Consider the following 25,708-nt stretch of genomic DNA (forward strand, 5'->3'; position numbering starts at 1 on the left):
CAAACAGAGAGAACGCACATGCAGCCAACCTGGCAAACGTCAGAACAACCCGGTCAACGCCGCGCGGAGGGACAGGGCGAGCGTATCTACCGACTGCTGAAACAGGAGATTTTCGAGTTCCTGCTGCTGCCGGGCGATCGCTTCAGCGAAAACGACCTCGCGGCGCGGATGGGCGCGAGTCGCACGCCGGTGCGTCAGGCGCTGCACCGGCTCGAACAGGAAGGCTATCTCGACGTGCAGCCGCGCAGCGGCTGGCAGGTGAGGCCCATTGATTTCGACCATCTTGAGGCGCTCTACGACCTGCGCGTGGTGCTGGAAATGGAGGCGGTCGGGCGGCTTTGCGCGCTGCCCGCCGACGTGCGTCCGCTGCCGCTGCAGATGCTCAGGCACATCTGGATAGAGAGCCCGCCGCTCGCCGACTGGGCGACCGTCGCGAGTTTTGACGAGCAGTTTCATATGACGCTGCTGGATGCGGCGGGCAACCCGGAGATGGCGCGGGTTCATCGCGACGTGACCGAGAAAATTCGCATCGTGCGCCGCATGGATTTCACCCAGGCGTCGCGCATCAGCGCCACTTACGCCGAGCACGGCCAGATCCTGCTCGCCATTCTCGAACGCAATCTGAAGGAGGCCCGCGCCCGGCTGCACGACCATATCGCCCAAAGCCAGAAAGAGGTTCGCAAAATTACGCTCCACGCGCTGCACCAGGCGCGGCGGGAGACGCGAGATTAACCGTACACACAGCACACACTATGGGAGTCATCGTTATGCATCGTCGTACCTTGTTAAAAGCTTTTGCCCTTTCCGCGTCGGTGGTCAGCATGGGGTTCGCCTTCAGCGCGCAGGCCGCCGAAACCATTAAAGTCGGCATTATGCATTCGCTGTCCGGCACCATGGCCATCTCCGAAACGCCGCTCAAAGACGTGGCGCTGATGACCATCGATGAGATCAACGCCAAAGGCGGGGTGCTGGGCAAAAAACTCGAGCCGGTGGTGGTCGACCCGGCCTCCAACTGGCCGCTGTTCGCCGAAAAAGCCCGCCAGCTGCTGACGCAGGATAAAGTCGCCGCCGTCTTCGGCTGCTGGACCTCCGTTTCGCGCAAATCGGTGTTGCCGGTGTTTGAAGAGCTCAATGGCTTACTGTTCTACCCGGTGCAGTATGAAGGCGAGGAGATGTCGCCCAACGTCTTTTATACCGGCGCCGCGCCGAACCAGCAGGCTATCCCGGCGGTGGAATACCTGATGAGCGAAGATGGCGGCAGCGCGAAGCGCTTCTTCCTGCTCGGCACCGACTATGTCTACCCACGCACCACTAATAAAATCCTGCGCGCCTTCCTGCATTCCAAAGGGGTTCAGGATAAAGACATCGAAGAGGTCTATACGCCGTTTGGCTACAGCGACTACCAGACCATCGTCGCCAATATCAAGAAGTTCTCCGCAGGCGGCAAAACCGCCGTGGTTTCCACCATTAACGGCGACTCTAACGTGCCGTTCTACAAAGAGCTGGCCAACCAGGGGCTGAAGGCGACCGACGTGCCGGTAGTGGCCTTCTCGGTCGGCGAAGAGGAGCTGCGCGGCATCGACGCCAAACCGCTGGTCGGCAACCTCGCGGCCTGGAACTACTTCGAGTCAGTGGATAACCCGGCGAACCAGAAGTTTGTGGCGGATTACAAGGCTTACGCGAAAGCGCACAAGCTGCCGAACGCCGATACCGTGGTGACCAACGACCCGATGGAGGCGACGTATGTCGGCATCCATATGTGGGCGCAGGCGGTGGAAAAAGCGGGCACGACGGATGTGGACAAGGTGCGCGCGGCGATGGCGGGGCAATCCTTCAAAGCGCCTTCAGGCTTTACCCTGACCATGGACGCCACCAACCATCATCTGCACAAGCCGGTCATGATTGGCGAAATTGAAAGCAACGGTCAGTTTAACGTGGTGTGGCAGACCGACGAGCCGGTTCGCGCCCAGCCCTGGAGCCCGTACATTCCGGGCAACGATAAAAAATCGGACCAGCCGATCAAGACCGCCAGCAACTAATTCGCCGTTCACAGGGAGGCTGCGGCTTCCCCTCAACCTGACCCTCTCCCCGTTGGGGAGAGGGAAGCGGTCGGCGCAGGAGGGGCGGGACGGCCCTGGCCTGCTCGTTTTTCTCCCTCGCCCCTTTGGGGAGAGGACCGGGGTGAACGGCCATTTTCACGCCGCCGCGCCACGGAACGGGTAAGCAACGCGTCGCCCACCACAGGCCCTGCACGTTATACGGGCTCACAAGGAGACCATTATGAAACTGATACGCTGGCTGATAATGGCCGTCTGGCTGCTGCCCTGTCTGGCCAACGCCGCGGACGCCGACGCCTTCGCCGCCGCCAGCCGTTCGCAGCAAACGGCGCTGCTGGAGCGTTGGGCCGCCGCGCCGGATGCCGCCCGTATCCCGCTGCTCGCCGCGCTGGCGCAGGAGAGCGTGGTGCTGGATGGCGAAAAACACCCTTTCGCGCAAACCGGCGATACATTAACGCCGCTTGGTTCGGCGCAAGCGCCGCAGGGCGAGGTTAAAAAGCTGCGTCTGACAAATCGTCTGCGCAATCTGGTAGCGGGCGCGCTGGCAAGCCACCGGCTGGTAAGTGACAACGTCACGCAAAGATTGCAGGCCGCGCAGGCGCTGGGTCGCGATGCGACGCCTGATATGCTGCCGTTGCTGGCGGCGCGCTACAAAACAGAACCCGATGCGCGTGTGAAATCGGCGCTGGCAAGCGCGCTTGCCGCGCTCCAGCTGGCAAGCCCCGACGCCGCGGTGCGCCTTAATGCCGTCACGCTGCTGGGAGAGTCGGCCGACCCGGAAACTCAGGCGCGGCTGCAACCCTTTACCGACGCCAGCCACGAGCCGGACGCCCGCGTGCGCGACGCGGCGACGGAAAGCCTGCGCACCATCCAGCACCGGCTGTGGCTGGGGGAACTGCTCGGCCAGGCGTTTATGGGGCTTTCGCTCGGCTCCATTTTGCTGCTGGCGGCACTGGGGCTTGCCATCACGTATGGCTTGCTTGGGGTCATTAACATGGCGCATGGCGAGATGCTCATGCTCGGTGCTTACTCCACCTGGCTTGTTCAGAACGCCGTTGCGCAGCTTGCCCCGCAGTGGCTTTTTCTTTATCCGGTTTTCGCTCTGCCGGTCGCTTTTCTGGTGACTGCCGGGGTAGGCATGATGCTTGAGCGCACCGTCATTCGCCATCTCTATGGCCGCCCGCTGGAGACGCTGCTCGCCACCTGGGGCATCAGCCTGATGCTGATTCAGCTGGTGCGGATGGCCTTTGGCGCGCAGAACGTCGAGGTGGCGAACCCGGCGTGGCTTTCGGGCGGCGTGCAGCTGTTGCCTAACCTTATCCTGCCCTGGAACCGCGTGGTGGTGATTGGTTTTGTGCTGCTGGTGCTGTTCTTTACCTGGCTCATCCTCAACAAAACCCGCCTTGGCATGAACGTGCGCGCGGTGACGCAAAACCGGTCCATGGCTGCCTGCTGCGGCGTGCCCACCGGGCGTGTCGATATGCTGGCCTTTGGCCTTGGCTCCGGCATTGCGGGCCTCGGCGGCGTGGCGCTCTCGCAGCTTGGCAACGTCGGGCCGGAGCTCGGTCAGGGGTATATCATCGACTCGTTCCTGGTGGTGGTACTGGGCGGCGTCGGCCAGCTTGCCGGCAGCGTGGCTGCCGCCTTCGGCCTTGGCATCTTCAATAAAATTCTCGAACCGCAGACCGGCGCCGTGCTTGGCAAGATCCTGATTCTGGTGCTGATCGTGCTGTTTATTCAGAAGCGTCCGCAGGGGCTGTTCGCCCTGAAAGGGAGGGTCATCGACTAATGAGCCAGCCACTTACGTTAACACTTGCGCGTAAGGCGCCGCGCCTGAGCCTGTGGCTTGGCGGCCTGCTGCTGGCGGCGCTGTTGCTGCTGCCATTTCTGGCGCTGCTGCCTGCAAGCCATCCGCTGAGCCTCTCCACCTATACGCTGACGCTGCTTGGCAAAATGCTCTGCTACGCCACCGTCGCGGTGGCGCTGGATCTGGTCTGGGGCTACGCCGGTATGCTGTCGCTCGGCCACGGGCTTTTCTTCGCGCTCGGCGGCTATGCGATGGGCATGTACCTGATGCGCCAGGCGGCGGGCGAAGGGTTGCCTGCATTTATGTCGTTTCTCTCCTGGAGCGAGCTGCCCTGGTTCTGGTGGGGTACGCAGCACTTCGCCTGGGCGATGGCGCTGGTGGTGCTCATCCCGGGCGGGCTGGCGCTGCTTTTCGGCTGGTTCGCCTTTCGCTCCAAAATCAAAGGGGTCTATTTCTCCATCATGACCCAGGCGCTGACCTTCGCCGGCATGCTGCTGTTCTTTCGCAATGAGACCGGCTTTGGCGGCAATAACGGCTTTACCGGCTTCACCACGCTGCTTGGCTTTTCCATTACCGCGACCGGCACGCGCATCGCGCTGTTTATCGCCACCGTGCTGCTGTTGCTGCTGAGCCTGGCGTTGGGGTTTACGCTTGCGCGCAGCAAGTTTGGCCGCGTGTTGACGGCGGTGCGCGACGCGGAAAACCGGCTGATGTTCTGCGGCTACGACCCGCGCGGCTTTAAGCTGCTGGTCTGGACGCTCTCCGCCGTGCTCTGCGGGCTTGCGGGCGCGCTCTATGTGCCGCAGGTGGGGATAATCAACCCCGGTGAGATGTCGCCAACCAACTCTATCGAAGCCGCCATCTGGGTGGCGCTCGGCGGGCGCGGCTCGCTGGTGGGGCCAGTAATCGGCGCGCTGGCGGTTAACGGCGCGAAGAGTTTTTTCACCGTGCTGATGCCGGAGTACTGGCAGCTCTTTCTCGGGCTGATTTTTATTCTCGTCACGCTCTTTTTGCCGCGCGGGGTGATTGGCCTGCTTCGTAGAGGAGAAAAATAATGCAGCCGGATGAAGGGCTTTTTACCCGTCAGCACCTGACGGATCGCTTCCGGGAACAGACCGACCCGGTGTTGCAGCTTGAGAACATCAACGTCAACTTCGACGGTTTTCAGGCGCTGACGAACTTAACGCTGAACATCGGCGTAGGGGAACTGCGCTGTGTGATAGGCCCGAACGGCGCGGGGAAAACCACGCTGATGGATGTCATCACCGGGAAAACGCGGCCGCAAAGCGGCAGGGCGATTTACGATCAGTCCAGCGATTTAACCTCGCTCGACCCTATCACCATCGCGCAGAAAGGCATCGGCCGAAAATTTCAGAAGCCGACGGTGTTTGAAGCGCTCACGGTGTTTGAAAACCTGGAGATTGCGCAAAAGGGCGACAAGTCGGTCTGGGCGAGCCTGCGGGCAAAGCTTGGCTGTGAACAGCGTGACCGTATCGACGCCATGCTCGCCACGCTTCGCCTTGGCGCGGAGCGGGGCCGACAGGCGGGGGCGCTTTCCCACGGGCAGAAGCAGTTTCTGGAAATCGGCATGCTGCTGATTCAGGATCCGCACCTGCTGTTGCTGGACGAGCCCGCGGCAGGCATGACGGATGCGGAAACCGAATACACCGCGGAGCTGTTTCGCGAGCTGGCAGGCAAACACTCGCTGATGGTGGTGGAGCACGATATGGGTTTTGTGGAAACCATTGCCGACCGGGTGACGGTGCTGCATCAGGGGCAGGTGCTGGCGGAAGGCTCGCTCAAAGAGGTGCAGCAGAACGAGCAGGTGATTGAGGTCTATCTCGGACGCTAAGGAGCCGCGATGTTAGAAGTGAGTGAAATAAACCAGTACTACGGCGGTAGCCATATCCTTCGCGGCGTCTCGTTTGAGGCCCGCATCGGCGAAGTAACCTGCCTGCTCGGGCGCAACGGCGTGGGTAAAAGCACGCTGCTGAAATGTTTGATGGGGCTCGTGCCGGCGCGCACCGGCGCGGTGAACTGGCAGGGCAAAGCCATTACGCGATACAAGCCGCACCAGCGCGTGCAGGCAGGCATTGCTTATGTGCCGCAGGGGCGCGAGATTTTCCCGCGCCTGACGGTGGAGGAGAACCTGCTGATGGGGCTGTCGCGCTTTAACGGCGCGCAGGCGAAAGCGGTGCCGGAGGAGATTTACGCGCTGTTCCCGGTGCTTAAAGAGATGAAGCAGCGCCGGGGCGGCGATCTCTCCGGCGGTCAGCAACAGCAGCTCGCCATCGGTCGCGCGCTCGCCTGCCGTCCGCAACTGTTAATCCTTGATGAGCCAACCGAAGGGATCCAGCCTTCGGTTATCAAAGAGATTGGCGCGGTTATCCGCCAGCTCGCCTCACGGGGCGATATGGCTATTTTGCTGGTAGAGCAGTTTTATGATTTCGCCGCCGGCCTTGCCGATAACTATCTGGTGATGTCCCGCGGCGCGATAGTCCAGCGCGGGCAGGGTGAAAATATGGAAACCGACGGGGTGCGAGGGCTGGTGGCGATTTAAAAGGTGCTTTTTGAAGCCTCTCTTAAAGTGTTATATTGAGTGCTTTAAGAGGAGAGTGACTATGCCTTTTCGAATTCTGGCCCATACCGCCGCCAGCATCACCGATCTCAAGCGAAACCCAATGGGTACAGTGCAGGAAGGGGACGGCGATGCTGTGGTTATCCTTAACCGTAATGAGCCTGCCTTTTATTGCGTGCCGCCCGCGCTCTACGCGTATTTGATGGAGCTGGCTGAAGACGCGGAACTGGCGAAAATTGTCGAGGCGCGTAAAAACGGCGATACGGTTGAGGTCAACCTGGATGACTTATAAATTATTTTTTGAAGTGCATGCCCTGGCGGAGTGGAAGAAGCTTGGGCATAACGTCCGCGAAGAGTTTAAAAAAGCGCTGGCGAAGCGGCTGGAACATCCCCGTGTTCCTGCCGCCCGCCTGCATGGCTACAAAGATTGCTACAAAATCAAACAACGCGCCTCAGGCTATCGGCTGGTTTATCAGGTTAAGGATGAAACCATTACCGTACTGGTACTCAGTGTTGGTAAAAGAGAACGTAATGCTGTTTATAATCAAATTGATAAACGGATCTAGCCCGCCTGCATTACCCCCACCGGTTTCACACGCATGCCTTTCAGCATCATCAGATACGCGATTAACGAGCAGACCATCAGCGCCGCAAACAGCGACCAGGCGGGAAAGTTGGTCAGCATCACGCCGGTGAAGAGCGGATTACACGCCGCCCCCAGCCAGCCGAGCGACTGGACCGAGAAGTAGCCCGCTTTCAGGCCCGGCGGCGCGATATTGTCGATAAGCATGTATTCGCCCGGCACATAAATCACTTCGCCCACGGTGAAGATGGCTGCCGCCAGCCCCCACATCCAGAGCGACGTGCCGGAAAAGAGAAACCCGGCCAGCCCCAGCATGAAGCAGAGCGTGCCGTAAAACATCAGCCGACGAATGTTATCGGCGCGAATGTGCTTGCCCACGAAGTACTGCAGCGAAACCACCAGAACGGCGTTAACGGGCAGCACCACGGCGACCACCTGCTGGGCCAGCGCGCTGTCGGAAAAGGTTAAAACGTACTGGGAAATACAGATAGCGAACGACCCCGCCACCAGCGACCCCAGAAACGCCGAGCCGGTAAACCAGAGCAGCCGCTGGTCGCGCCACAGTAGAGAAAGCGGCGGCGCAGCCGCAGGCGCCGAGCCGGCGCCCGCCATCGAGGAGACGCGCAGGACAAACAGCAGGATCATCACTAACGCCATCGTCGCGGTGAACGCAGCCAGCCAGAAAGGCATATTCAACCCGTAAAGCACAAGCCAGGTGGCTATCGGCGGGCCGATGGTCCAGCCGATATTGACGAAGGTGTAGTTAAGGGAAAAAATCCGCGCCCGGGCGCTCACGCTCAGGGTGTCGGAAAAATAGCTTTTCAGCACGGTGGAGAACACCGAGTAAGCGCAGTTGATGGTCGCAAAGAGCAGGACCACCAGCGTGGCGTTGCCCGCAAGCGGAATGGCGGCGAAGCCTGCGATAAATATCGCGATAGCTATCAGCATATAGCGCTTTTTATCAAAACGGTCCGCCAGCACGCCGAAGCCTAAGCTGAACAGCACGCCAAGCGTCATGGCGAGGCTCAATGCCGCACCCACGCCATCAACAGACATCTGATAAGCCTTCGACAGATAAATCGCCATAAAGGGCAGCGTGGCGCCGCGTCCAATAGTCAGCAACAGAGAAGAGAAAAGCAGCGTGGCGGTCGATTTATTCTTTTTCGAGAGCATTTTCTTATCTTTTTAACGGGAGGAGAGAGCGGCTGCAGAAGCCATGATTCGTTTTTTTAAGCAATAACATGCGCTTTAAAGGCTGTACACCCCAAAACGCGTTCTGCCGCGCCTTTTTGCCTCCCATAAATTAGTGATCTGTCTCTCATCATCCGATTCCGGTATGGTGAAGTATTAACAAAATTTTAATAAAGACAGGGGCAGGGGTATGACGCGTAAAGACGGGCTGCTGGCGTTGCTGGTGGTGGTGGCATGGGGGTTGAATTTCGTTGTAATAAAAGTGGGTCTGCACTCGATGCCGCCGCTGATGCTGGCGGGGCTGCGTTTTCTGCTGGTGGCGTTTCCTGCGCTGCTCGTTGTGGCGCGCCCGAAAGTGCCGCTCTCTTTGCTGCTGGGCTATGGCCTGACCATCAGCTTCGGGCAATTCGCGTTTCTCTTCTGCGCCATTAACTTCGGCATGCCTGCCGGACTCGCTTCGCTGGTATTACAGGCGCAGGCGTTCTTCACCATCATCCTTGGCGCGTTTGTCTTCCGGGAGCGACTGCAGCTGAAGCAGGTGGCGGGGATAACGCTTGCGGTGTTTGGCGTGCTGGTGCTGGTTGAAGGCAGCCTGAGCGGCCAGCATGTGGCGCTGCTCGGCTTTATGCTGACGCTCGCCGCCGCGCTGAGCTGGGCCTGCGGCAATATCTTCAACAAGAAAATTATGCAGTTGCCGCAACCGCCTGCCATCATGTCGCTGGTGGTCTGGAGCGCGCTGGTGCCCATCGTCCCGTTTTTCGTCGCCAGCCTGATTTTCGACGGTCCGGCGGTGATGCTGCAAAGCCTGGTGTCGCTGGATGTCACCACGGTGCTTTCGCTGGTCTACCTGGCGTTTATCGCCACCATTGTGGGCTACGGCATCTGGGGCACGCTGCTCGGACGCTATGAAACCTGGCGCGTGGCGCCACTCTCGCTGTTGGTGCCTGTCGTGGGGCTTGCCAGCGCGGCGCTGCTGCTTGGCGAAACGCTAAGCGTTTTGCAGTTGCTGGGCGCGTTGCTGATTATGGCGGGGCTGTACATCAATGTGTTCGGCTTTCGCGTCCGGCGGGCGGCGCGGGCGTAAGGATAAAAAAAGCCCGGCGACAGCCGGGCAAGAGGTTTAGCGAGAGGCGTTGTAATAGGGAACGCCTAACTCGTCGGATTTATCGCTGCCGGCGCCCCGGTGGTTAAAGTCAAAGGGCGACTGGTTGGTGGCGGAAGGCAGGACCATCGCATCGCGGTCCGTTTTATGGCTCAGCGCGGTGTTTTGATCCGCCATAGCGCCAGCAGAGGCCAGCGCCAGCAAAAACAGAGTAGCGCTTGCAATACGTTTCATGATTTCCTCGGTTACGTCTTCTCAGACGGCGATACTAAAACCGGCAGGCTCACGCCTGTCGCTGTTAATGATTTAGCGGATGCAGATACTTCGCTTCGCCCGGCATATTAGTCACGCGATACTTATGCGGCGGCACGGAGAAATAGTTTTTGAACGTCCGGGTCAGCGTCTGCTGCGACTCAAACCCATAGCGTTCCGCCAGATAAAGTATCGGCTCGTTGCTCTGCTTAAGCTTACGGGCGATTTCCGTCAGTTTGCGGTTACGAATGTACTGACCGAGCGAATGGCCGGTCTCTTTCTTGAACATTCTTTGCAGGTGCCATTTGGAATAGCCGGAGCGCTGGGAGACTTTCTCCAGCGACAGCGGGGTTTCCAGATTCTCTTCGATCCAGTCCAAAATGCTATGAATAGTAATGGCATCATTATTGCGTCTGGACATCGTCATACCTCTTTTTTGTTAAGGCAGTACCTTTTTGAGCAGGTATTCAAGGGTTGCCACTTCTTCTGCCGTCAGGTTTTTTGTTAATTCTTGATGCAGGTTAAGCCCAACCAGTTGATGACAGGTTTCGCACAGCGATGCGCCTTCCGGCGTAAGCTTAATCAGCACGCCGCGCTTGTCATTGGGGTTGGGCAGGCGCTCTATCCAGCCCTTGCACGCCAGACGATCCAGCATGCGGGTGAGCGCCCCTAAGTCCACGGATAAGACTTTTTTCAGCTCTACCGGCGTGATGCAGACTTCGCAGCGAATGGAGCACAACACTTTAAATTGCGTCGCGGTCACATCCAGCGGAGAGAGATAATCGTTGAGCAAGCGATCCTTCTTCTGGTTCACCATGTGAATCAGACGCCCAAGAGGGATAATGTCGTTAAACAGATCGCTGGTGTTTTTCACGATAGTTGCTCAGGCAAGTAGATTAGTCACGGCAGATATTATTGCCCAGGCAAGCATAAGTCAAATGAATGAAATTGCCGATCACACGATCTGTTAAAACGACTCATTTTGTCGCCGTTTTGCTGCTGCCGCCGTAAGAAAAGTGAGGCTTATTCACTGAAATTCACGGCTTTAATGGGTTTGCTGTATCGTTGTGATAGGTTTAAGCAGTGAATATCGCTGTGAAGTCAGGCGGGTAAAAAACGGGGTGCGGCCTGCGGTGGCTTCGCAAGCTCAACACTGCAAAAAGAAGAAGAGGAGAATAACCATGGTGGATTTATTTAAGGCGCTCGGGCTTGGGCTGGTGGTGCTTCTGCCGCTGGCGAACCCGCTGACCACGGTCGCGCTTTTCCTTGGGCTGGCAGGCAACATGAGCCGTGAAGAGCGTAACCGTGAAGCGAAAATGGCCTCGTTTTATGTCTTCATCATCATGATGGTGGCATGGTACGCCGGCCAGCTGGTCATGGACACGTTCGGCATTTCCATTCCGGGGCTGCGTATCGCCGGCGGGTTGATTGTGGCCTTTATCGGCTTTCGTATGCTCTTTCCGCCGCAGAAAGGGCACCATGCGCCGGAAGTGCAGAGCAAATCGGAAGAACTGGCCCGGGAGCCTGAAGCGAGCATTGCGTTTGTGCCGCTGGCGATGCCGAGCACCGCAGGCCCTGGCACCATCGCCATGATAATCAGCTCCGCCTCCACCGTGCGCCACGGCGAAGGGTTTCCCGCCTGGGTGATTAGCGTCGCGCCGCCGCTGATTTTCCTCGTGGTGAGCCTCATTTTGTGGATCTGCCTGCGCAGCTCCGGCGGCGTAATGCGGCTGGTAGGCAAGGGCGGCATCGAGGCTATCTCAAGGCTGATGGGGTTCCTGCTGGTTTGCATGGGCGTGCAGTTCATTATCAACGGCGTGCTGGAGCTTATCTCCACGTATCATTAAGGCGCGAAGAGGCGAAGCCTGACCCGGGTTTTTCTGGCGGGGTGTCAGCCGCAAACTCGCGGCTGGATTGTCGATAACCTGAATAAGCGCGTTACGCATCCCGCCAGCCGCGTTATCGGATACGGCGCGGGCGTTTCACGCCTGCGGGGATATCGAGAGGGAAGGAAAATTTACGCCCGCCTGACAGGGAACCCGTGGTTCCGCTGGCAGGAGGGCGTGATAAACGCGCTCTTAAACGCGGGCTGATTCGCTCGCGCTGTGGTTGTGCTGAGGCTGTTCTTCAAGCACCACCGGCCAGCGGCGGAAAATCACCACGGCCCACGCCAGCGCGGCCAGCGCCGGGATGGCGCCGATATAGCCCACCGAAGACATCGAGAGATGCAGGCTCACCTGGTTGCCCACCAGCGCGCCTGCGCCGATGCCGATGTTAAAGATGCCGGAGAAGAGCGACATCGCCACATCGGTGGCGTCCGGCGCCAGCGCCAGCACTTTCACCTGCATGCCAAGGCCTATCAGCATGATGGCGATGCCCCAGAAGATGCTCAGCACCGTCAGGTTCACCGCGCTGGTGGCCGCAGGCAGCAGCAACAGCAGGCAGATAACCAGCACGCCGATGGCGCTGCTGATAAGCGTGGAGGCGTGCAGGTTGCCGAGCTTGCCGAAGATCAGGCTGCCGATAATCCCCGCGCTGCCAAGCACCAGCAGCAGGAAGGTGGCGAAGTTTTCGCTCAGGCCGGCAATGTTCTGCACGAACGGCTCAATATAGCTGTAGGCGGTGAAATGCGCCGTCACCACCACGGCCGTCAGCACGTAGATGCACAGCAGCGCCGGGCGGCGGAACAGCACCGGCAGGCTTTTCAGCGAGCCGGAATGTTCGCTTGGCATCTTCGGCAACAGCTTCATCAGGCAGACCATGGTGACGAGCGCGCCAAGGCCGATGGCGAAGAAGGTGGTGCGCCAGCCAAAGTACTGCCCGATGATGCGCCCGATAGGCAGACCAAGCACCGAGGCGAGCGCGGTGCCGGTGGCTATCAGGCTCAGCGCCTGGGCGCGTTTGCCCGGCGGCGCCAGGCGAATAGCGAGCGACGCGGTAATCGACCAGAAAATAGCGTGCGCGAAGGCGATGCCGACGCGGCTTATCACCAGCACCGTGAAGTTCCAGGCGAGAAACGACAGCAGGTGGCTTGCCACAAAGACCGCAAAGAGCGCAATCAGCAGCTTGCGACGCTCAACCTGGCTTGTCAGCAGCATAAACGGCAGCGACATCAGCGCCACCACCCACGCATAGATGGTCAGCATGATGCCCGCCTGGGCGGATTCCATGCCGAAGCTGTGCGCGATGTCCGAGAGCAGACCGACCGGCACAAATTCGGTGGTATTGAAAATAAAAGCCGCGACAGCGAGCGTAACCACGCGCAGCCACGCGGTTTTGCGTGAAACGGTGTTGTTCATCGTCATAGGAAATATCGCGCTGGTTGAAGTTAACAAAGAAGAGAGGGCGATCTTAAAACCTTCACGGCGGGCAATACAATGTTTTTGTGACGCAGATCGCAATTTTTTACCGCAGACGAAGCGGCGCGGGACGGGGCTTCGCAGCAGGATGCCCGGCAAATAAAGAATCTTTTGCCTCGTCTGTTGCGGCGTGTCATGTTCAGAGGGCAAACAGAATAACAAGAGGAGACGACGATGCAGGCAATCGACTTTTATATGGTGGATGCGTTCAGCCAGAAAACCTTCGGCGGCAACGCGGCGGCGGTCTGCCCGCTCGTGGAATGGCTGCCGGACGCCACGTTGCTGGCGATGGCGAAACAGCATAACCAGTCGGAAACCGCGTTTTTTGTGCGAACCGACAGCGGCTTTGAGCTGCGCTGGTTCACCACGCAGTATGAAATCAACCTGTGCGGCCACGCCACGCTTGCCGCCGCGCACGTTATTTTTGAACACCTTGACTACCCGCACACCGACATTCGTTTCTCCACGCGCTTTGTCGGCGAGCTGAGAGTGACGCGCAACGGCGATTGGCTGACGCTCGATTTTCCCGCCTGGGAGACAAAACCCGTCGACGCGCCGCCGTTGCTGCTTGAGTCACTCGGCATCAACGGCTGTGAAGAAGTGCGTCTGGGGCGCGACTATCTGGTGGTGCTAAAAGATGAGACGCAGGTGCGCAATCTGCGCCCGGATATTCACGCCATGCTGCCGCTTGAAAAAATGGTCTGCGTCACCGCGCCCGGCGAACAGTACGATTTCGTCAGCCGTTTCTTCTGCCCGGGAGAGGCGGTGGCGGAAGACCCGGTGACCGGCTCCGCTCACAGCATGCTTATTCCTTACTGGGGTGACAAGCTTGGCAAAACCACGATGCTTGCAAAGCAAGTCTCTGCGCGTGGCGGCGAGCTGCGCTGTCAGTGGAATGGCGACCGCGTGCTGATTGGCGGCCAGGCGGCGACCTATCTAATCGGCAAGGTGATGCTGCGCTAATAAAACCGCCCCGCAACCCGGCGGGGCGTTTTCTTACGGCAGGCGGGCGATATTCGCCTTAATGACCTCCACCGAATGGCGAAACTTCTCTTCTTCGTCCGGCGCGAGCTTCAGCTCAATGATCTGCTGCACGCCGCTTTGCGCCAGCACGGCGGGCACGCCCGTCGCCACCTCATCCACGCCATACTCCCCCTGCAACACGCAGGAGACCGCCAGCGCCCGGTGGCTGCCGGTAAAGATATTGCGGCAGATTTCCGCAATAGTGCCGGCGATGCCGAACTCGGTGCAGCCTTTGCGGGCGTAAATCTCAAAGCCCTTGCGGCGCACATAATCCGCTAGCGCCGCTTTATCCAGCGCCTTGCCGGTTTTGCGCTGGTAGACATCCGCTATCGGTGAACCATAAACAGAAGAGTGGCTCCAGACCGGGAACTGCGTGTCGCCATGCTCGCCCAGGATAAAGGCGTCGATGGACTGCGGGCCGATATCCAGCGCCTCGGCAAGAGTGCGGCGCAGGCGGGTGGTGTCGAGCCAGACGCCGGTGCCCAGCACCTGGCCGCGCGGCAGCCCGGAGAGCTTCCAGACCTGCCAGGTAATAATGTCGCAGGGGTTGGTGGCGATGAGAAAGATGCCGTTAAAGCCGTTCGCCATCATCGTCGGCACGATGTTTTTGATAATCCGCGCCGTATTGGTCAGCTCGTCCAGGCGCGTCTGGCCCGGCTTCAGCGGGCCGCCGGAGACGGTGATCACCGCAATATCCACATCCTCGCAGTCGCTCGCTTCGCGGGTGGAGACGGTTATCATGCCCGGCATGTAGGCTGCGGCATCGCTTAAGTCCTGGCAATGACCTTCAACACGCGCTTTATCCAGGTCCACCAGGATAAGCTCCTCGCAAATCGTCTGGTTGAGCAAGGCCCAGGCGGCGGCGGTGCCGACATTGCCCGCGCCGATAATCATCACCTTACGGGGTTTTGTGTTCATGATGCTTCCTGATTTTGATGGGGACTACCGGCAAGATTACCCTTAACGTCGGCGCGGGAAAAACGCTGATTGCGCCTTTAAGGCAAAGATAAGAAAACGCTATGGTCCGGGGCTTGCTGCAGGGGGGAAGGGTTCGTAATCTGCTGAAAAAAAATAGAAAGGTGAGCGTATGTACCGCATTATTCCCGCAAAAGTGACCCAGTCCGAAAGCCAGGCGCTTATCGCTGCCCTGGATGCCTGGCAGACCGAGCTTTACCCGGCGGAAAGCAACCATCTGACCGACCTTAGCGACGCGCAGGGGCTGATCTTCAGGCTCATCCGCGGGCCGCAGGACGACGCGGTGGGCTGCGGCGCGGTGTTAGTCTCTGGCGACGGGTTCGGCGAGATTAAGCGGATTTATATCGATCCTCGCCATCGCGGGCAGCGGCTGGGCGAAAGGCTGCTGGCGTCGCTTGAACAGGCGGCCGCCGCTCAGGGCTGCCATACGCTGCGTCTGGAAACGGGCATCAAGCAGCCCGCCGCCATTACGCTTTATCGCCGCTGCGGTTATGAGCTGACCGACGCGTTCGCGCCTTATCAGCCCGACCCGCTGAGCCTGTTTATGCGCAAAGCGCTCACTCGCAGCGCGGCAGCAGCTCGGTAAACGCCTCCAGCTGGCGGGTTTTCGCGCCGCGCCGCCAGATAAGCCAGGTGTTGATCCAGCGCCACTTTTCGCCAAGCGGCCACGCCTGCACCTGGTGGCTGCCGGGCATGCTCTCAAGCATCCGTTTAGGCATCATCGCCAGCCCTGCGCCGGCAATCACGCAGGCGAGCATGCCGTGGTAAGACTCCATCTCATGAATTTTGCCCGGCATGGCGTGGTCCGCCTGGAACCAGCTTTCGAAATGGCGGCGATAGGAGCAGTTAGCGCGAAACGCGTAAATGCTCGCGCCGTTTACCTGCTGCGCGCGTCGGATCTCCTCATGCCCGGCGTGGGCGACAATCATCATCTCCTCACGATAGACCGGCATCCCTTCAAGGCTCGGGTGCGCCACCGGGCCATCGACAAACGCGGCGCTCAGGGTGCCTTCCAGCACGCCGTCAATCATGGTGCCGGAGGGGCCAGTGGCAAGGTCGAACTGGATCTTCGGGTAGCGCTGGTTAAACGTCGCCAGCACGTCGGGAATACGCACTGCGGCGGTGCTCTCAAGCGACCCCAGCGAGAAAATGCCCTGTGGCTCATCGCCCGACACCACTTCGCGCGCCTCCGCCACCAGCTCGAGAATGCGTTTGCTGTAGGCGAGAAAACTGTGCCCGGCAGGCGCAAGGCGCAGGCGCTGGTTCTCGCGGATAAACAGCTCGACACCCAAATCTTCTTCCAGCTGGCGAATGCGGGTGGTGAGGTTAGAGGGTACGCGATGCACCCGCTGCGCGGCGGCGGTAATGCTGCCCGTTTCGGCGACCGCATTGAACATCTCAAGTTGCGTCAGGTCCATGGTGTTCTCGTTTGGTGAAAGGAGTCGTCAATATTATTCACTTTTCAGAAATAACGGAAGCGGTCAGGATATAACCACACTGATGATAAAAACGAGGTTCCTATGACCATTTCACCTGCAACCCACGCGATTTCTGTTAACCCGGCGACCGGCGAAACCCTGGCGGCTTATCCTTTCGCCACTGCCGAACATGTTGAGCACGCTATCGCCCGCGTCGCGGACGCCGGGCGCTACTGGCGCACCGTGAGCGTCGAACACCGCGCGCAAAAGCTGCGGGACCTTGGCGCCGCGCTGCGGGCCCGCGCTGAAGAGATGGCGCAGATGATCACCGCCGAGATGGGCAAACCCATCGCCCAGGCGCGCGGCGAAGTGGCGAAATCCGCAGGCCTTTGCGACTGGTACGCCGACCACGGCCCGGCGATGCTGACCACCGAGCCGACCCTGGTTGAGAACAACAACGCGGTAATTGAATACCGCCCGCTCGGCCCGGTGCTGGCGGTGATGCCCTGGAACTTCCCGCTGTGGCAGGTTATGCGCGGCGCGGTGCCGATTATTCTCGCTGGCAACACCTATCTGCTGAAGCACGCGCCGAACGTGATGGGCTGCGCTGCGCTGATCGGCGAGATTTTCGAAGACGCCGGTTTGCCGGATGGCGTCTTCGACTATGTGAACGCAACTAACGAAGGCGTCAGCACGGCGATTAAGGACAACCGCATTGCGGCGGTAACGGTAACGGGCAGCGTACGCGCCGGTGCGGCGATTGGCGCGCAGGCGGGCGCGGCGCTGAAAAAATGCGTGCTGGAACTGGGCGGCTCCGACCCGTTCATCGTGCTCAACGATGCCGATCTGGATGAGGCGGTGAAAGCCGCTGTGGCGGGGCGTTACCAGAACACCGGGCAGGTGTGCGCGGCGGCCAAGCGGTTTATTGTTGAAGCAGGCATTGCCGACGCCTTCACGGAAAAATTTGTCGCGGCTGCGCAGGCGCTGGCGATGGGTAACCCAACGGATGAGAAAACCTATCTTGGCCCGATGGCGCGCTTCGATTTGCGTGACGAGCTGGATAGCCAGGTGCAGGCGACGCTGAAAGAGGGCGCCACGCTGCTGCTGGGCGGCGAAAAGGTGGCTGGTGCAGGCAACTACTACGCGCCGACCGTGCTCGCGAACGTTACGCCGGAGATGACGGCCTTCCGTCAGGAAATGTTTGGCCCGGTGGCGGCTATCACCGTCGCACGCGATGCAGAGCATGCGCTGGCGCTGGCTAACGACAGCGACTTCGGGCTTTCCGCCACGATTTACACCGCGGATGAAGCCAACGCGCAGGCGCTGGCGGCAAGGCTTGAGTGCGGCGGGGTGTTTATTAATGGCTACAGCGCCAGCGACGCCCGTGTGGCCTTCGGCGGCGTGAAGAAGAGTGGTTTTGGCCGTGAGCTTTCACACTTCGGTTTGCACGAGTTTTGTAATGTGCAGACGGTCTGGAAGGATCGTCGCTAGAGGGGCGGTTTCTTTGTTCCCGGGGGGAGTTATGTGCGGGCGCTGAGCTTTACTCTCTTGGGATATATGTGGGTGGTGAAGGGTTCCGTTCGCCAGCGCGTTGTTTTCATATGCACCCTTCCTTCCCGCGAACGTGTTAAGGGGGCTTGCCGCCGCCCCCTTAACAATCCCGGCTCCCGGCACGCAAAATCGCCCGCTGAAGCGGGAAACCTCATCTTTTCCCCGCTGGCTTCGGGTCGGGCATGACGGCACGTCCCTGTGCCGACATGCCCTCGCACCGGGTCCGACCGGTGCGCCCCGGCCACCGTGAAAAAGCTGAGGCGATTTTGAGGCCGGACTTGCCTCCGCTTCAGCGTTTTATTCTGGTTGCAAGAAATGCCTCGCTTTAGCGGCCGGGGTACTGCAGCGCCGTCATTTCTCCTTACCCCAGAAAATCAGCGAGTGGCGCGGCGCTTGCTTACCCTGCAAACCACGAAGACTGTTCCGTCTTTACAGCGACGCTACCAGGACTATTTTCATTAACCTGTTAGCGATGACGTTTATCCGGCCTCAAAATCGCCTTCCGGGCGGGCAGATGGCCGGGGCACGCCGGAGGGAACCGGCGTGAGGTCATGTCGGTGCAGGGATGCACCGTCAGGACCGACCCGAAGCCAGATGACAGGCCGGAAGGTTTGCCCTGAAGGGGCCGATTTTGCGTGCCGGGAGCCGGGGTTGCCAGGGGGCTGGCGGCGAAGCCCCCTGGCACGTTCGCATGAGTGGCGATGACATATAAAGACAACGCTCTGGCGAACGGAACCCTTCACCGCCCGTGCATATATCCCGAAACAGAAAACTCAACACCTGGGCCGCCTGCGCCTCTCCATCACCTCTCCACCTCAGAAAACGCAAATAGCGTCCTGTCGCCGCAGACCCGCATTACGGCCGCGCCGTTCATTTCCCTTTGTCATATTCCCGCCATATTTCTGTCATCCGTGCTTTGTAGACTCGCCCCGGTTGAGGCTGTTTACTGAAGAAAAACATGAACCTAAGTAAAATTTACTCCGCTTTGCGTCGGCGCCTGCCGCAAAAGCAGTTTGGCCTGCTGGCGGGCATCCTTTGCGTTATCGCGCTTTTCTCCGCACTGCAAATTCTCTCCACCGTGATGCTCTCCTCTCTGCTGCGCGAAACCCAGCACAGCGTGCAAAGCCGCGAGCAACAGCAACAGCGGCAGCTCAATATGGACGAAGCGCGCGTAACGCTGCTGATGGCGAGCGACCTGCTTAACCGCGCAGGCATCTATTTTATGCAGGATAAGGAAACCGGCTCGGTGGGAAGCTGGAACAGCTTAATGGATGAAGCCCAGGCGGCGCTGAAGCGCTCGCACCAGGCGTTTGAGCGCTACAGCTCGCTTGCTGCGGATAAAAACGACCCGCTGACAGGCAGCTACCAGAACTTTTACGGCGCGCTGAAAGAGCAGGCGGAAGGGCTTGTGAAAACCAACAGCATCGACGCCTTCTTCGCGGTGCCGGTGCAGGCCTTTCAGGCGGACTTCAATGATAATTTCGCCAGCTGGCAGAAGGCCAACCAGCAGCGCGCCGATGCCGACAGCCGGGCGCTGATGGCGGGGCTTTCCCGTGCGCAAACGCTGTTTATCAGCGCGCTGGCGGTGCTGCTGATTATCGCCGTCGCGGTCTGGCGCGGCGTAGCGCGCTGGGTCATTACGCCGCTGCGTCGGCTTATCAACCATATCAACGTGCTCGCCGCCGGGGATCTTTCGGTTATGCCGGAGGCGCAAAGGCAGGTGAACCGGGAGGTGGATGAACTGACCCGCAGCATCGGGGCGATGCAGAGTGGGTTGCAGCAGTTAGTCAATGAGGTGCGCGACGCCACCGGCGCGATGGTCGCCAATATCAACCGACTGGCGCAGGGCAACGAACAGCTCTCAAGCCAGTCTGATTTGCAGGCGGATGAGCTGCGTAAAGTTACCTCGCATATTGAAACTCTGGAAGCGCACGTAGGTGAAAACAGCGAATACGCCAAAGCGGCCAACCAGCGAGCCGACGAAGCGCGGGAGATAGCCGCCGGCGGCGACCAAATGATGCAAACCGTAAACCACTCGATGCAGGATATTGTCTCCCGATCAGCGGAAATGCGCGGCATCGTGGCGCTTATTGATAACGTCGCCTTCCAGACCAACATACTCGCGCTGAACGCCGCCATCGAAGCGGCGCATGCGGGCAACCACGGGCGCGGCTTTGCGGTGGTGGCGAAAGAGGTGGGGCTGCTGGCGCGTAAGAGCAGTCAGTCGACGCATACTATTCAACAGCTGATTCACCATTCGCTTTCCGGCATTGAGGAGGGGTCGCAGGCGGTGGCGCGGCTGGAAGAGAACCTGCGGCAGGTGATGGCGCTGGTGAGCCATCTCACGGGGTTGCTCAGCGAAATCTCTCACGCTACGGTCAGCCAGGGGGAGAGCATTCATCTGGTGACGCGCCGCATCGGCGCGCTCAACCAGGCGGCGGAAAAGACCGGCGCGCTGGTCCAGCAAACCGCCCGCGCTTCATTGCGGCTTAGCAGTGAATCGCAGCGGCTCGCCGACGCGGTGGCGCGCTTTCGCCTGCCAGCCTGACGGCGTATACTCCCGGACCGGTTTTCCTTACGCTCCGGGAGTCTGTTGTGGCGTTAATGCTTGATGATGCTTTGCTGAGTTCCATTCTCGACGAGGTGCGGCCGCTGGCGCGCCTGGGAAAGGTGGCGGACTATATTCCCGCGCTGGCTGAAGTCGCAGGCGATAAGCTTGGCATTGCGGTATGTACGGTGGACGGGGATTGCTTCGCCGCAGGGGACGCCCATGAACGCTTCTCCATCCAGTCTGTCTCTAAAGTCTTAAGCCTGGTGCTGGCGATGGGCCGCTATGACGAGGCGGAGATCTGGCAGCGCGTGGGCAAAGATCCCTCCGGGCAACCCTTTAACTCGCTGGTGCAGCTGGAGCTTGAGCAGGGGAAGCCGCGCAATCCCTTTATCAACGCTGGCGCCCTGGTGATTTGCGATATGCTGCAAACCCGCCTGAGCGCGCCGAGGCAGCGCATGCTGGAGTGGGTACGCCAGCTCTCCGGGGTGGAGGATATCAGCTACGATACGCGTGTGGCGCGCTCGGAATTCGAACACGCCGCCCGCAATGCCGCTATTGCCTGGCTAATGAAATCTTTTGGCAACTTCCATAACGATGTCACCACCGTTCTGCAAAACTACTTTCATTACTGCGCGCTGAAAATGAGCTGCGCGGAGCTGGCGAAGACGTTTCTGTTTCTGGCGCGGCAAGGGCGCGCGCCGCATCTGGCGGAGCCGGTAATTTCTCCCTTGCAAACGCGGCAGGTCAATGCCCTGATGGCGACCAGCGGCATGTATGAAAACGCCGGCGAGTTTGCCTGGCGGGTAGGGATGCCCGGAAAGTCGGGCGTGGGCGGCGGCATTGTGGCGGTGGTGCCGCACGAGATGTCCATAGCGGTCTGGAGCCCGGCGCTGGATAACGCCGGCAATTCACTTGCGGGCGTGGCGGCGCTGGAGATTCTGGCGCAGAAGATTGGCCGCTCGGTGTATTAGTCGTTTTACGCCTGGCGGCGTCGAACAGGGCGGGCCCGCGCCGCCCGCCAGAAACCAGAGACAGTCCGCAACGCTAAAACCATCAACGCAGGTAAGACCTATGCAACCTACCGATGACCTTTTCGCCCGGCTTAAACGCTCCACGTTCCGCAGCCGCTTTCATCTGGGGCCTAAAGAGCGGCAGTATTGCCTGGATAAGGGGCCGGAGACGATTGACAGCCATGCGGCGGATTTTATCGCCAAAAGGCTGGCGCCTGCCGAGCCGAAGAATGACGGCAAACAGACGCCAATGCGCGGCCATCCGGTCTTTATCGCCCAGCACGCCACGGCCACCTGTTGTCGGGGATGCCTTGCTAAATGGCACGCGATCCCCGCAGGCGTTGCGCTTAATGCGCAGCAGCAGGCTTATGTCGTTGCGGTCATCCATCGCTGGCTGGTGGCGGAGATGAATCCGCCGCGTTAAGTGAAATGTCCATTTATGAACACTGGGTAAATTCGTGTTAAGCTGGGGACACTTTTTGTCACGCCGAACATTGCCGCAGGTAATGTCAGTTTTAAGCGAATCGTTATGGCTAACCCGGTAACGCTGTTCTGTTTCCGCGAAGATAAGACGCTCTCCAATGCGCTGGGCGTTTTTATTCTCACCACGATTTTTTATACGTTCGGCGCCTCCTTGCGGCTGGTGGACGAGCTATCGCTGTTCTGGCCGTTGAATGGGATAATGGCGGGCGTCTTTGCCCGTCATGCTTTTCTCAACAAACCGCTCTATTACGCTATCTGCTATGTGGCGATGCTGGCCTGGGACGCGGTGACGACGAGCTGGGGAGTGGCGTCGCTGGCCATTAACCTGTCGAACCTGATTTTTATCGTCACCGTGGCGATGCTGGTGCTGCGCGATAAATCGCGTCAGCCGCAGCTGCCCCAGGCGATGTTCGCGTTGCGGCTTTTTGGCTACTGCCTGATAGCCGCGCTGCTTTGCGCGCTGTGCGGCGCGGTCGGTTCGGTCGGCATCGATAAAAGGCAGCTTATGCCGCTCTACGCCGACTGGTTCAGCGAACAATTCTCTACCGGCGTACTGCTGGTGCCCTGGGTTTTAACGCTCAGCTGGCCGCGCGTTCGACATTTGCCTGCTAAAGACGATCTCTGGCCGCTGCTGGCGGTGATTGTCTCGTTGGGCGTGTCGGTACTGGTAGGCGGGGCGGGGAGCCTCGTCTTTCCGCTGATCGGGCTTATCTGGTGCGCGCTGCGCTATTCCTTCTCAACCAGCGCTTTTATTACCTTTTGCACCGGGGCGACGGAAATTGTGCTGGTGGCCTATGGCGTTATCGATATGAATGCTGTCTCGCCGCTCGGCACAAACCAGATGTTTTCCACGCGCCTTGGCATCGCTACGCTTGCGATATGTCCGCTCATCGTGGGCGCCAGCGTCGCGGCGCTGAACGCGGTGATGCAACAGGTCTCGCGTAGAGCGGATTACGATCATCTCACCGGCGTCTATTCCCGCTCCGGGCTTTATGAAGCGCTAAGCCAGAGACCTCGCGCGCCTACCTCGCTCTGCGTTCTGCTCATTGATATCGACTATTTCAAAAGCATTAATGACAACTACGGCCATGAGTGCGGCGACGCGGCGCTGGCCAATTTTGGCGAAAGGTTGCTGGCGCTGGTGGGGATGAATGGCATGGTGGCGAGAATGGGGGGCGAAGAGTTTGTGGTGATCCGCTCCGGCATCGCGTTTAACGAGGGGCTGCGCTTTGCCGAAATGCTGCGCACCACGCTCGCCGCCGAGCCGTTTCACTGGCAGGGCCAGCAGCTGCATCTCACGGTCAGTATCGGAATGGGGTTTGATGAGGCGCCGGTAACGGCGATGAGAGAGACCTTCGATATGCTGATGCGTGAAGCGGATAGCTTTCTCTACCAGTCCAAACGCGCCGGACGCAACCGCACCTCCTGTCGGGCGCATGGCGAAGCGGAGCAATCAGGAGAAGCTATTCAGACCGACAGGTGACGTTGTCACACGTGGTTTCACTACCAATTCCAGGGGGTTTTAGCGCGTTGTTTTCATAAAGCAAGCTATTCATTAAAAAGGCTGATTAAATCCCTTGCTACTCATTTTAGTGGTTTATAAGATGGCGGGGTTTTATCACCGGAAACTCTGCATGAGACGCTTACCTGAGCAGCTGAAAAGTAGCCAACCTCTGACTGGCCTCAGGTTTGCCAGGCGTATGTATTTAATGCGCATGTTGGGCACCTTGCTTTGCTTTTCGCCTATCCTCTCTGTCTTGCTTGAACAGCAGCGCTCGCCGGTCTGGCTGTTGTTGCTTAGCGCCAACGCCTTTGTCTGGCCGACGGTCGCTTTTCTTCGCGCACGCCGCGCCGTTACCCCGAAGACGCGAGAGTATCAGCATCTGGTGCTGGATGCCGCCGCAGGCGGATTCTGGATAGCCACCATTGCGCTCTGTTCATTGCCAAGCGTGGTTATCGCCACCATCCTGGTATGCGACCGCCTTTCCGCTGGCGGCATAAAACTGATGCGCAAAGCGCTGCTGGCCATGACGGCGGCGTTTCTGGTGACATGGCTTGCCCAGGGGATGCCGTTTCGCCCGCAAGTGAGCGTCACGACCCTTTACGCCACGCTGCCGCTTATCGCTATCTATATTCTGGCGTTGAGCTTGTTGACCAACGCCATATCTGGTCAGCTTAGCCGCAAAACCCGCGAGCTCGAACGCATCGCCATGACCGATCCTTTTCTGGATATCGCTAACCGCAGGCTGCTGGAGCTGCGTATTCATAATGAGCTGAGTAAGCTTACCGACAGCTGTCATAGCTCCGCGCTGATGTTTATTGATATTGATAATTTTAAAGAGGCAAACGATCGCTTCGGGCACAAGGCGGGCGATACGCTGCTGGTGGCGGTTTCCGATATCCTGCGTTACGTTACGCGCGATAACGGCACGCCCGCGCGGCTTGGCGGCGACGAGTTTGTGGTGTTGCTGCCCAATACCTCCGCAGAGGAGGCCAGCGCTATCGCCCGGACGATTATGGATCGCGCGGCCCAGGTGCGCGTTTTTCCGGATAATGCGCTGAACTGTACGCTCAGCATCGGCATCGCCTGCGCCACCGCCCAGATGGCCTCGGTAACGGACTGGCTGAAAGCGGCTGATGACGCGCTCTATAACGCAAAACGAGAGGGGAAAAACCGGATCTTTGCGTGTTGACGGCGCGGCGGGGCTACCAACTGGACTCCGTTACGCTATGCTCTAATTGTGACTTGCCATACAGGTAGTGTGATGAAAATAGTCGAAACCCCGCCTAATGAAACCGAGCGCCTCGCTTCGCTGAAAGCGTCCGGCTTGCTGGATACCGGCCCCGCCGAGCGTTTTGATCGTCTGACGCGGCTTGCTAAACATCTTTTTGACGTTCCGGTCGCGCAACTGAGCCTGGTGGATGAAAACCGGCTCTGGCTCAAATCCTGCGACGGGCTGGACGCCTCGCAAAGGGAGATGCCCCGCGCGGTCTCCTTTTGCACTCATACCTTATTGCAGGACGCGCCGCTGATTATTCGCGATGCGCATGATGATATGCGGTTTCAGACGCTTCCGCTGGTGGTAAATGCGCCGCACATCCGCTTTTACGTCGGTTACCCGGTGAAGCTGCCCGATGGGTCTCAGGCGGGGGCGTTTTGCCTGATGGATACCGAGCCGCGCGACTTTACCAACGAACAGCTGACGCTGCTGGGCGATTTCGCCGCCATTGTGGAAGATGAGTTTGCGCTGCTTAATACGGCGACTCACGATGAACTGACGGGACTGCTGAATACCCACGGCTTCCATGCGCTGGCAGATTACGCACTTTCGGCCCATCGCCGCCGCGGCGAATCGATGACGCTTGGTTTTATTACGCTGGATAATTACCCGCAAATCACCGAGAGCCTCGGCATTGAAGAGGCAGAGCGTGCGCTGCGCGATCTCACCAGCGTGCTGAAGGGCGCATTTCGCGGCAGCGATCTGCTGGCGCGCCTTGAGAATAACCAGTTTGCTATCCTGTTTGCCGACACCGATGAGAAGGGCGCATGGATAGCGATGCAATATCTGGCGGAGCTGGTGGAGCAGTTCAACAGCCGTCGCCAGAAGGGCTGGATACTCTCTGTCTCCTGGGGCGTCGCCCAGTATGACGAGGAACGCGGGTCGCTCGCGCAGCTTATTGCGCACGCGGATAAGCGAACATACGCCATCAAGCCTCCCAAAGGGCATTGATTATTCAGCGGCGGGTCATCAGTTTTTCCTCTGACCC

Annotated in this window: 26 protein-coding genes; 19 read left to right on the forward strand and 7 right to left on the reverse strand. The window is 59.4% G+C overall.

The window, feature by feature from the left end:
* Nucleotides 1-18: 18 nt before the first annotated feature.
* The 8 genes from IEX01_RS06400 to IEX01_RS06435 all read left to right on the forward strand — a co-directional run bounded on the left by IEX01_RS06400 (nt 19) and on the right by IEX01_RS06435 (nt 7,008).
* Nucleotides 19-732, forward strand: a complete 714-nt coding sequence (locus IEX01_RS06400) for a GntR family transcriptional regulator (RefSeq protein ID WP_024558365.1) — start codon at nt 19-21, stop codon at nt 730-732.
* 35 nt (nt 733-767) lie between these two features.
* The gene (gene urtA / locus IEX01_RS06405) at nt 768-2,039 is read left to right on the forward strand and encodes an urea ABC transporter substrate-binding protein (RefSeq protein ID WP_024558366.1); all 1,272 of its coding nucleotides are present in this window, start codon (nt 768-770) and stop codon (nt 2,037-2,039) included.
* A 241-nt stretch (nt 2,040-2,280) separates the two neighbouring features.
* Nucleotides 2,281-3,846, forward strand: coding sequence for an urea ABC transporter permease subunit UrtB (gene urtB, locus IEX01_RS06410; protein WP_188723478.1), 1,566 nt, complete (start codon nt 2,281-2,283; stop codon nt 3,844-3,846).
* Nucleotides 3,846-4,919 carry an urea ABC transporter permease subunit UrtC gene (urtC, locus tag IEX01_RS06415; RefSeq protein ID WP_024558368.1) on the forward strand — a complete coding sequence of 358 codons (1,074 nt, stop codon included), beginning with the start codon at nt 3,846-3,848 and terminating at the stop codon, nt 4,917-4,919. Before urtB ends, urtC begins: the two co-directional genes overlap by 1 nt.
* Nucleotides 4,919-5,716 (forward strand): urea ABC transporter ATP-binding protein UrtD, encoded by a 798-nt coding sequence (urtD, locus tag IEX01_RS06420; RefSeq protein ID WP_024558369.1) that lies wholly within the window; start codon nt 4,919-4,921, stop codon nt 5,714-5,716. Before urtC ends, urtD begins: the two co-directional genes overlap by 1 nt.
* Nucleotides 5,717-5,725: 9 nt before the next feature.
* A complete protein-coding gene (urtE, locus tag IEX01_RS06425) occupies nt 5,726-6,424 on the forward strand; it encodes an urea ABC transporter ATP-binding subunit UrtE (RefSeq protein WP_048887877.1) in 699 nt (232 codons plus the stop codon).
* Nucleotides 6,425-6,485: 61 nt separating this feature from the next.
* The gene (locus IEX01_RS06430; protein WP_024558371.1) at nt 6,486-6,734 is read left to right on the forward strand and encodes a type II toxin-antitoxin system Phd/YefM family antitoxin; all 249 of its coding nucleotides are present in this window, start codon (nt 6,486-6,488) and stop codon (nt 6,732-6,734) included.
* Nucleotides 6,724-7,008: a type II toxin-antitoxin system RelE family toxin gene (locus IEX01_RS06435; protein ID WP_188723479.1), complete on the forward strand. Its 285-nt coding sequence runs from the start codon at nt 6,724-6,726 to the stop codon at nt 7,006-7,008. Before IEX01_RS06430 ends, IEX01_RS06435 begins: the two co-directional genes overlap by 11 nt.
* Here the strand turns inward: IEX01_RS06435 and ydeE are convergent.
* Nucleotides 7,005-8,198 (reverse strand): efflux MFS transporter YdeE, encoded by a 1,194-nt coding sequence (gene ydeE, locus IEX01_RS06440; protein WP_048887878.1) that lies wholly within the window; start codon nt 8,196-8,198, stop codon nt 7,005-7,007. The two genes, IEX01_RS06435 and ydeE, sit on opposite strands and share 4 nt — an antisense overlap.
* 208 nt (nt 8,199-8,406) lie before the next feature.
* On the opposite strand from ydeE, the gene eamA reads away from it, so the two are divergent.
* Nucleotides 8,407-9,300: an O-acetylserine/cysteine exporter gene (gene eamA / locus IEX01_RS06445; protein WP_024561286.1), complete on the forward strand. Its 894-nt coding sequence runs from the start codon at nt 8,407-8,409 to the stop codon at nt 9,298-9,300.
* A 36-nt stretch (nt 9,301-9,336) separates the two neighbouring features.
* Here eamA and marB read toward each other — a convergent pair whose 3' ends face one another.
* The 3 genes from marB to marR form a co-directional block, all read right to left on the reverse strand.
* On the reverse strand, nt 9,337-9,552 hold the full coding sequence (marB, locus tag IEX01_RS06450; RefSeq protein WP_024558375.1) for a multiple antibiotic resistance protein MarB: 216 nt from the start codon (nt 9,550-9,552) through the stop codon (nt 9,337-9,339).
* Nucleotides 9,553-9,616: 64 nt separating this feature from the next.
* Nucleotides 9,617-9,991, reverse strand: coding sequence for an MDR efflux pump AcrAB transcriptional activator MarA (gene marA / locus IEX01_RS06455; RefSeq protein ID WP_024555053.1), 375 nt, complete (start codon nt 9,989-9,991; stop codon nt 9,617-9,619).
* An 18-nt stretch (nt 9,992-10,009) separates the two neighbouring features.
* Nucleotides 10,010-10,444 (reverse strand): multiple antibiotic resistance transcriptional regulator MarR, encoded by a 435-nt coding sequence (gene marR / locus IEX01_RS06460; RefSeq protein WP_024558376.1) that lies wholly within the window; start codon nt 10,442-10,444, stop codon nt 10,010-10,012.
* A 307-nt stretch (nt 10,445-10,751) separates the two neighbouring features.
* On the opposite strand from marR, the gene IEX01_RS06465 reads away from it, so the two are divergent.
* On the forward strand, nt 10,752-11,417 hold the full coding sequence (locus tag IEX01_RS06465; RefSeq protein WP_024561285.1) for a MarC family NAAT transporter: 666 nt from the start codon (nt 10,752-10,754) through the stop codon (nt 11,415-11,417).
* Between the two features lie 231 nt (nt 11,418-11,648).
* Here the strand turns inward: IEX01_RS06465 and IEX01_RS06470 are convergent, their stop codons facing one another.
* The gene (locus tag IEX01_RS06470; RefSeq protein ID WP_024558378.1) at nt 11,649-12,875 is read right to left on the reverse strand and encodes a sugar transporter; all 1,227 of its coding nucleotides are present in this window, start codon (nt 12,873-12,875) and stop codon (nt 11,649-11,651) included.
* 228 nt (nt 12,876-13,103) lie between these two features.
* Here IEX01_RS06470 and IEX01_RS06475 point away from each other — a divergent pair, with 228 nt between their 5' ends.
* Complete coding sequence (locus IEX01_RS06475; protein ID WP_024558379.1) at nt 13,104-13,892, forward strand: PhzF family phenazine biosynthesis protein; 789 nt, start codon at nt 13,104-13,106, stop codon at nt 13,890-13,892.
* A 33-nt stretch (nt 13,893-13,925) separates the two neighbouring features.
* Here the strand turns inward: IEX01_RS06475 and IEX01_RS06480 are convergent, their stop codons facing one another.
* Nucleotides 13,926-14,870, reverse strand: a complete 945-nt coding sequence (locus tag IEX01_RS06480) for an L-lactate dehydrogenase (protein WP_024558380.1) — start codon at nt 14,868-14,870, stop codon at nt 13,926-13,928.
* Nucleotides 14,871-15,039: 169 nt separating this feature from the next.
* Here IEX01_RS06480 and IEX01_RS06485 point away from each other — a divergent pair, with 169 nt between their 5' ends.
* Nucleotides 15,040-15,513: a GNAT family N-acetyltransferase gene (locus tag IEX01_RS06485; protein WP_188723480.1), complete on the forward strand. Its 474-nt coding sequence runs from the start codon at nt 15,040-15,042 to the stop codon at nt 15,511-15,513.
* On the opposite strand, the gene ptrR is transcribed toward IEX01_RS06485, so the two are convergent.
* Nucleotides 15,485-16,345: a putrescine utilization regulator PtrR gene (gene ptrR, locus IEX01_RS06490; protein WP_024558382.1), complete on the reverse strand. Its 861-nt coding sequence runs from the start codon at nt 16,343-16,345 to the stop codon at nt 15,485-15,487. The genes IEX01_RS06485 and ptrR overlap by 29 nt on opposite strands.
* 102 nt (nt 16,346-16,447) lie before the next feature.
* On the opposite strand from ptrR, the gene sad reads away from it, so the two are divergent.
* The 7 genes from sad to IEX01_RS06525 all read left to right on the forward strand — a co-directional run bounded on the left by sad (nt 16,448) and on the right by IEX01_RS06525 (nt 25,671).
* Complete coding sequence (gene sad, locus IEX01_RS06495; RefSeq protein WP_188723481.1) at nt 16,448-17,836, forward strand: succinate-semialdehyde dehydrogenase; 1,389 nt, start codon at nt 16,448-16,450, stop codon at nt 17,834-17,836.
* A 1,018-nt stretch (nt 17,837-18,854) separates the two neighbouring features.
* The gene (locus IEX01_RS06500) at nt 18,855-20,444 is read left to right on the forward strand and encodes a methyl-accepting chemotaxis protein (RefSeq protein WP_024555592.1); all 1,590 of its coding nucleotides are present in this window, start codon (nt 18,855-18,857) and stop codon (nt 20,442-20,444) included.
* A 56-nt stretch (nt 20,445-20,500) separates the two neighbouring features.
* Nucleotides 20,501-21,418, forward strand: coding sequence for a glutaminase B (gene glsB / locus IEX01_RS06505; protein WP_373289682.1), 918 nt, complete (start codon nt 20,501-20,503; stop codon nt 21,416-21,418).
* 100 nt (nt 21,419-21,518) lie between these two features.
* Complete coding sequence (locus tag IEX01_RS06510; RefSeq protein ID WP_024560235.1) at nt 21,519-21,881, forward strand: DUF4186 domain-containing protein; 363 nt, start codon at nt 21,519-21,521, stop codon at nt 21,879-21,881.
* Between the two features lie 105 nt (nt 21,882-21,986).
* Nucleotides 21,987-23,423, forward strand: a complete 1,437-nt coding sequence (locus tag IEX01_RS06515) for a GGDEF domain-containing protein (protein WP_188723482.1) — start codon at nt 21,987-21,989, stop codon at nt 23,421-23,423.
* 217 nt (nt 23,424-23,640) lie between these two features.
* Nucleotides 23,641-24,633: a sensor domain-containing diguanylate cyclase gene (locus IEX01_RS06520; protein ID WP_048888483.1), complete on the forward strand. Its 993-nt coding sequence runs from the start codon at nt 23,641-23,643 to the stop codon at nt 24,631-24,633.
* 72 nt (nt 24,634-24,705) lie between these two features.
* Nucleotides 24,706-25,671, forward strand: a complete 966-nt coding sequence (locus tag IEX01_RS06525; RefSeq protein ID WP_188723483.1) for a GGDEF domain-containing protein — start codon at nt 24,706-24,708, stop codon at nt 25,669-25,671.
* Nucleotides 25,672-25,708: the final 37 nt, after the last annotated feature.

Origin of the sequence: Franconibacter daqui, from assembly GCF_014644275.1 — a bacterium.
Taxonomy (GTDB): domain Bacteria; phylum Pseudomonadota; class Gammaproteobacteria; order Enterobacterales; family Enterobacteriaceae; genus Franconibacter; species Franconibacter pulveris.

What these genes read in the sequence shown, in the direction of transcription:
- IEX01_RS06400 (WP_024558365.1), top strand. Translation starts at nt 19, where the DNA reads ATGCAGCCAACCTGGCAAACGTCAGAACAACCCGGTCAACGCCGCGCG.
- urtA (WP_024558366.1), top strand. Translation starts at nt 768, where the DNA reads ATGCATCGTCGTACCTTGTTAAAAGCTTTTGCCCTTTCCGCGTCGGTG.
- urtB (WP_188723478.1), top strand. Translation starts at nt 2,281, where the DNA reads ATGAAACTGATACGCTGGCTGATAATGGCCGTCTGGCTGCTGCCCTGT.
- urtC (WP_024558368.1), top strand. Translation starts at nt 3,846, where the DNA reads ATGAGCCAGCCACTTACGTTAACACTTGCGCGTAAGGCGCCGCGCCTG.
- urtD (WP_024558369.1), top strand. Translation starts at nt 4,919, where the DNA reads ATGCAGCCGGATGAAGGGCTTTTTACCCGTCAGCACCTGACGGATCGC.
- urtE (WP_048887877.1), top strand. Translation starts at nt 5,726, where the DNA reads ATGTTAGAAGTGAGTGAAATAAACCAGTACTACGGCGGTAGCCATATC.
- IEX01_RS06430 (WP_024558371.1), top strand. Translation starts at nt 6,486, where the DNA reads ATGCCTTTTCGAATTCTGGCCCATACCGCCGCCAGCATCACCGATCTC.
- IEX01_RS06435 (WP_188723479.1), top strand. Translation starts at nt 6,724, where the DNA reads ATGACTTATAAATTATTTTTTGAAGTGCATGCCCTGGCGGAGTGGAAG.
- ydeE (WP_048887878.1), bottom strand. Translation starts at nt 8,198, where the DNA reads ATGCTCTCGAAAAAGAATAAATCGACCGCCACGCTGCTTTTCTCTTCT.
- eamA (WP_024561286.1), top strand. Translation starts at nt 8,407, where the DNA reads ATGACGCGTAAAGACGGGCTGCTGGCGTTGCTGGTGGTGGTGGCATGG.
- marB (WP_024558375.1), bottom strand. Translation starts at nt 9,552, where the DNA reads ATGAAACGTATTGCAAGCGCTACTCTGTTTTTGCTGGCGCTGGCCTCT.
- marA (WP_024555053.1), bottom strand. Translation starts at nt 9,991, where the DNA reads ATGTCCAGACGCAATAATGATGCCATTACTATTCATAGCATTTTGGAC.
- IEX01_RS06465 (WP_024561285.1), top strand. Translation starts at nt 10,752, where the DNA reads ATGGTGGATTTATTTAAGGCGCTCGGGCTTGGGCTGGTGGTGCTTCTG.
- IEX01_RS06470 (WP_024558378.1), bottom strand. Translation starts at nt 12,875, where the DNA reads ATGACGATGAACAACACCGTTTCACGCAAAACCGCGTGGCTGCGCGTG.
- IEX01_RS06475 (WP_024558379.1), top strand. Translation starts at nt 13,104, where the DNA reads ATGCAGGCAATCGACTTTTATATGGTGGATGCGTTCAGCCAGAAAACC.
- IEX01_RS06480 (WP_024558380.1), bottom strand. Translation starts at nt 14,870, where the DNA reads ATGAACACAAAACCCCGTAAGGTGATGATTATCGGCGCGGGCAATGTC.
- IEX01_RS06485 (WP_188723480.1), top strand. Translation starts at nt 15,040, where the DNA reads ATGTACCGCATTATTCCCGCAAAAGTGACCCAGTCCGAAAGCCAGGCG.
- ptrR (WP_024558382.1), bottom strand. Translation starts at nt 16,345, where the DNA reads ATGGACCTGACGCAACTTGAGATGTTCAATGCGGTCGCCGAAACGGGC.
- sad (WP_188723481.1), top strand. Translation starts at nt 16,448, where the DNA reads ATGACCATTTCACCTGCAACCCACGCGATTTCTGTTAACCCGGCGACC.
- IEX01_RS06500 (WP_024555592.1), top strand. Translation starts at nt 18,855, where the DNA reads ATGAACCTAAGTAAAATTTACTCCGCTTTGCGTCGGCGCCTGCCGCAA.
- glsB (WP_373289682.1), top strand. Translation starts at nt 20,501, where the DNA reads ATGCTTGATGATGCTTTGCTGAGTTCCATTCTCGACGAGGTGCGGCCG.
- IEX01_RS06510 (WP_024560235.1), top strand. Translation starts at nt 21,519, where the DNA reads ATGCAACCTACCGATGACCTTTTCGCCCGGCTTAAACGCTCCACGTTC.
- IEX01_RS06515 (WP_188723482.1), top strand. Translation starts at nt 21,987, where the DNA reads ATGGCTAACCCGGTAACGCTGTTCTGTTTCCGCGAAGATAAGACGCTC.
- IEX01_RS06520 (WP_048888483.1), top strand. Translation starts at nt 23,641, where the DNA reads ATGTATTTAATGCGCATGTTGGGCACCTTGCTTTGCTTTTCGCCTATC.
- IEX01_RS06525 (WP_188723483.1), top strand. Translation starts at nt 24,706, where the DNA reads ATGAAAATAGTCGAAACCCCGCCTAATGAAACCGAGCGCCTCGCTTCG.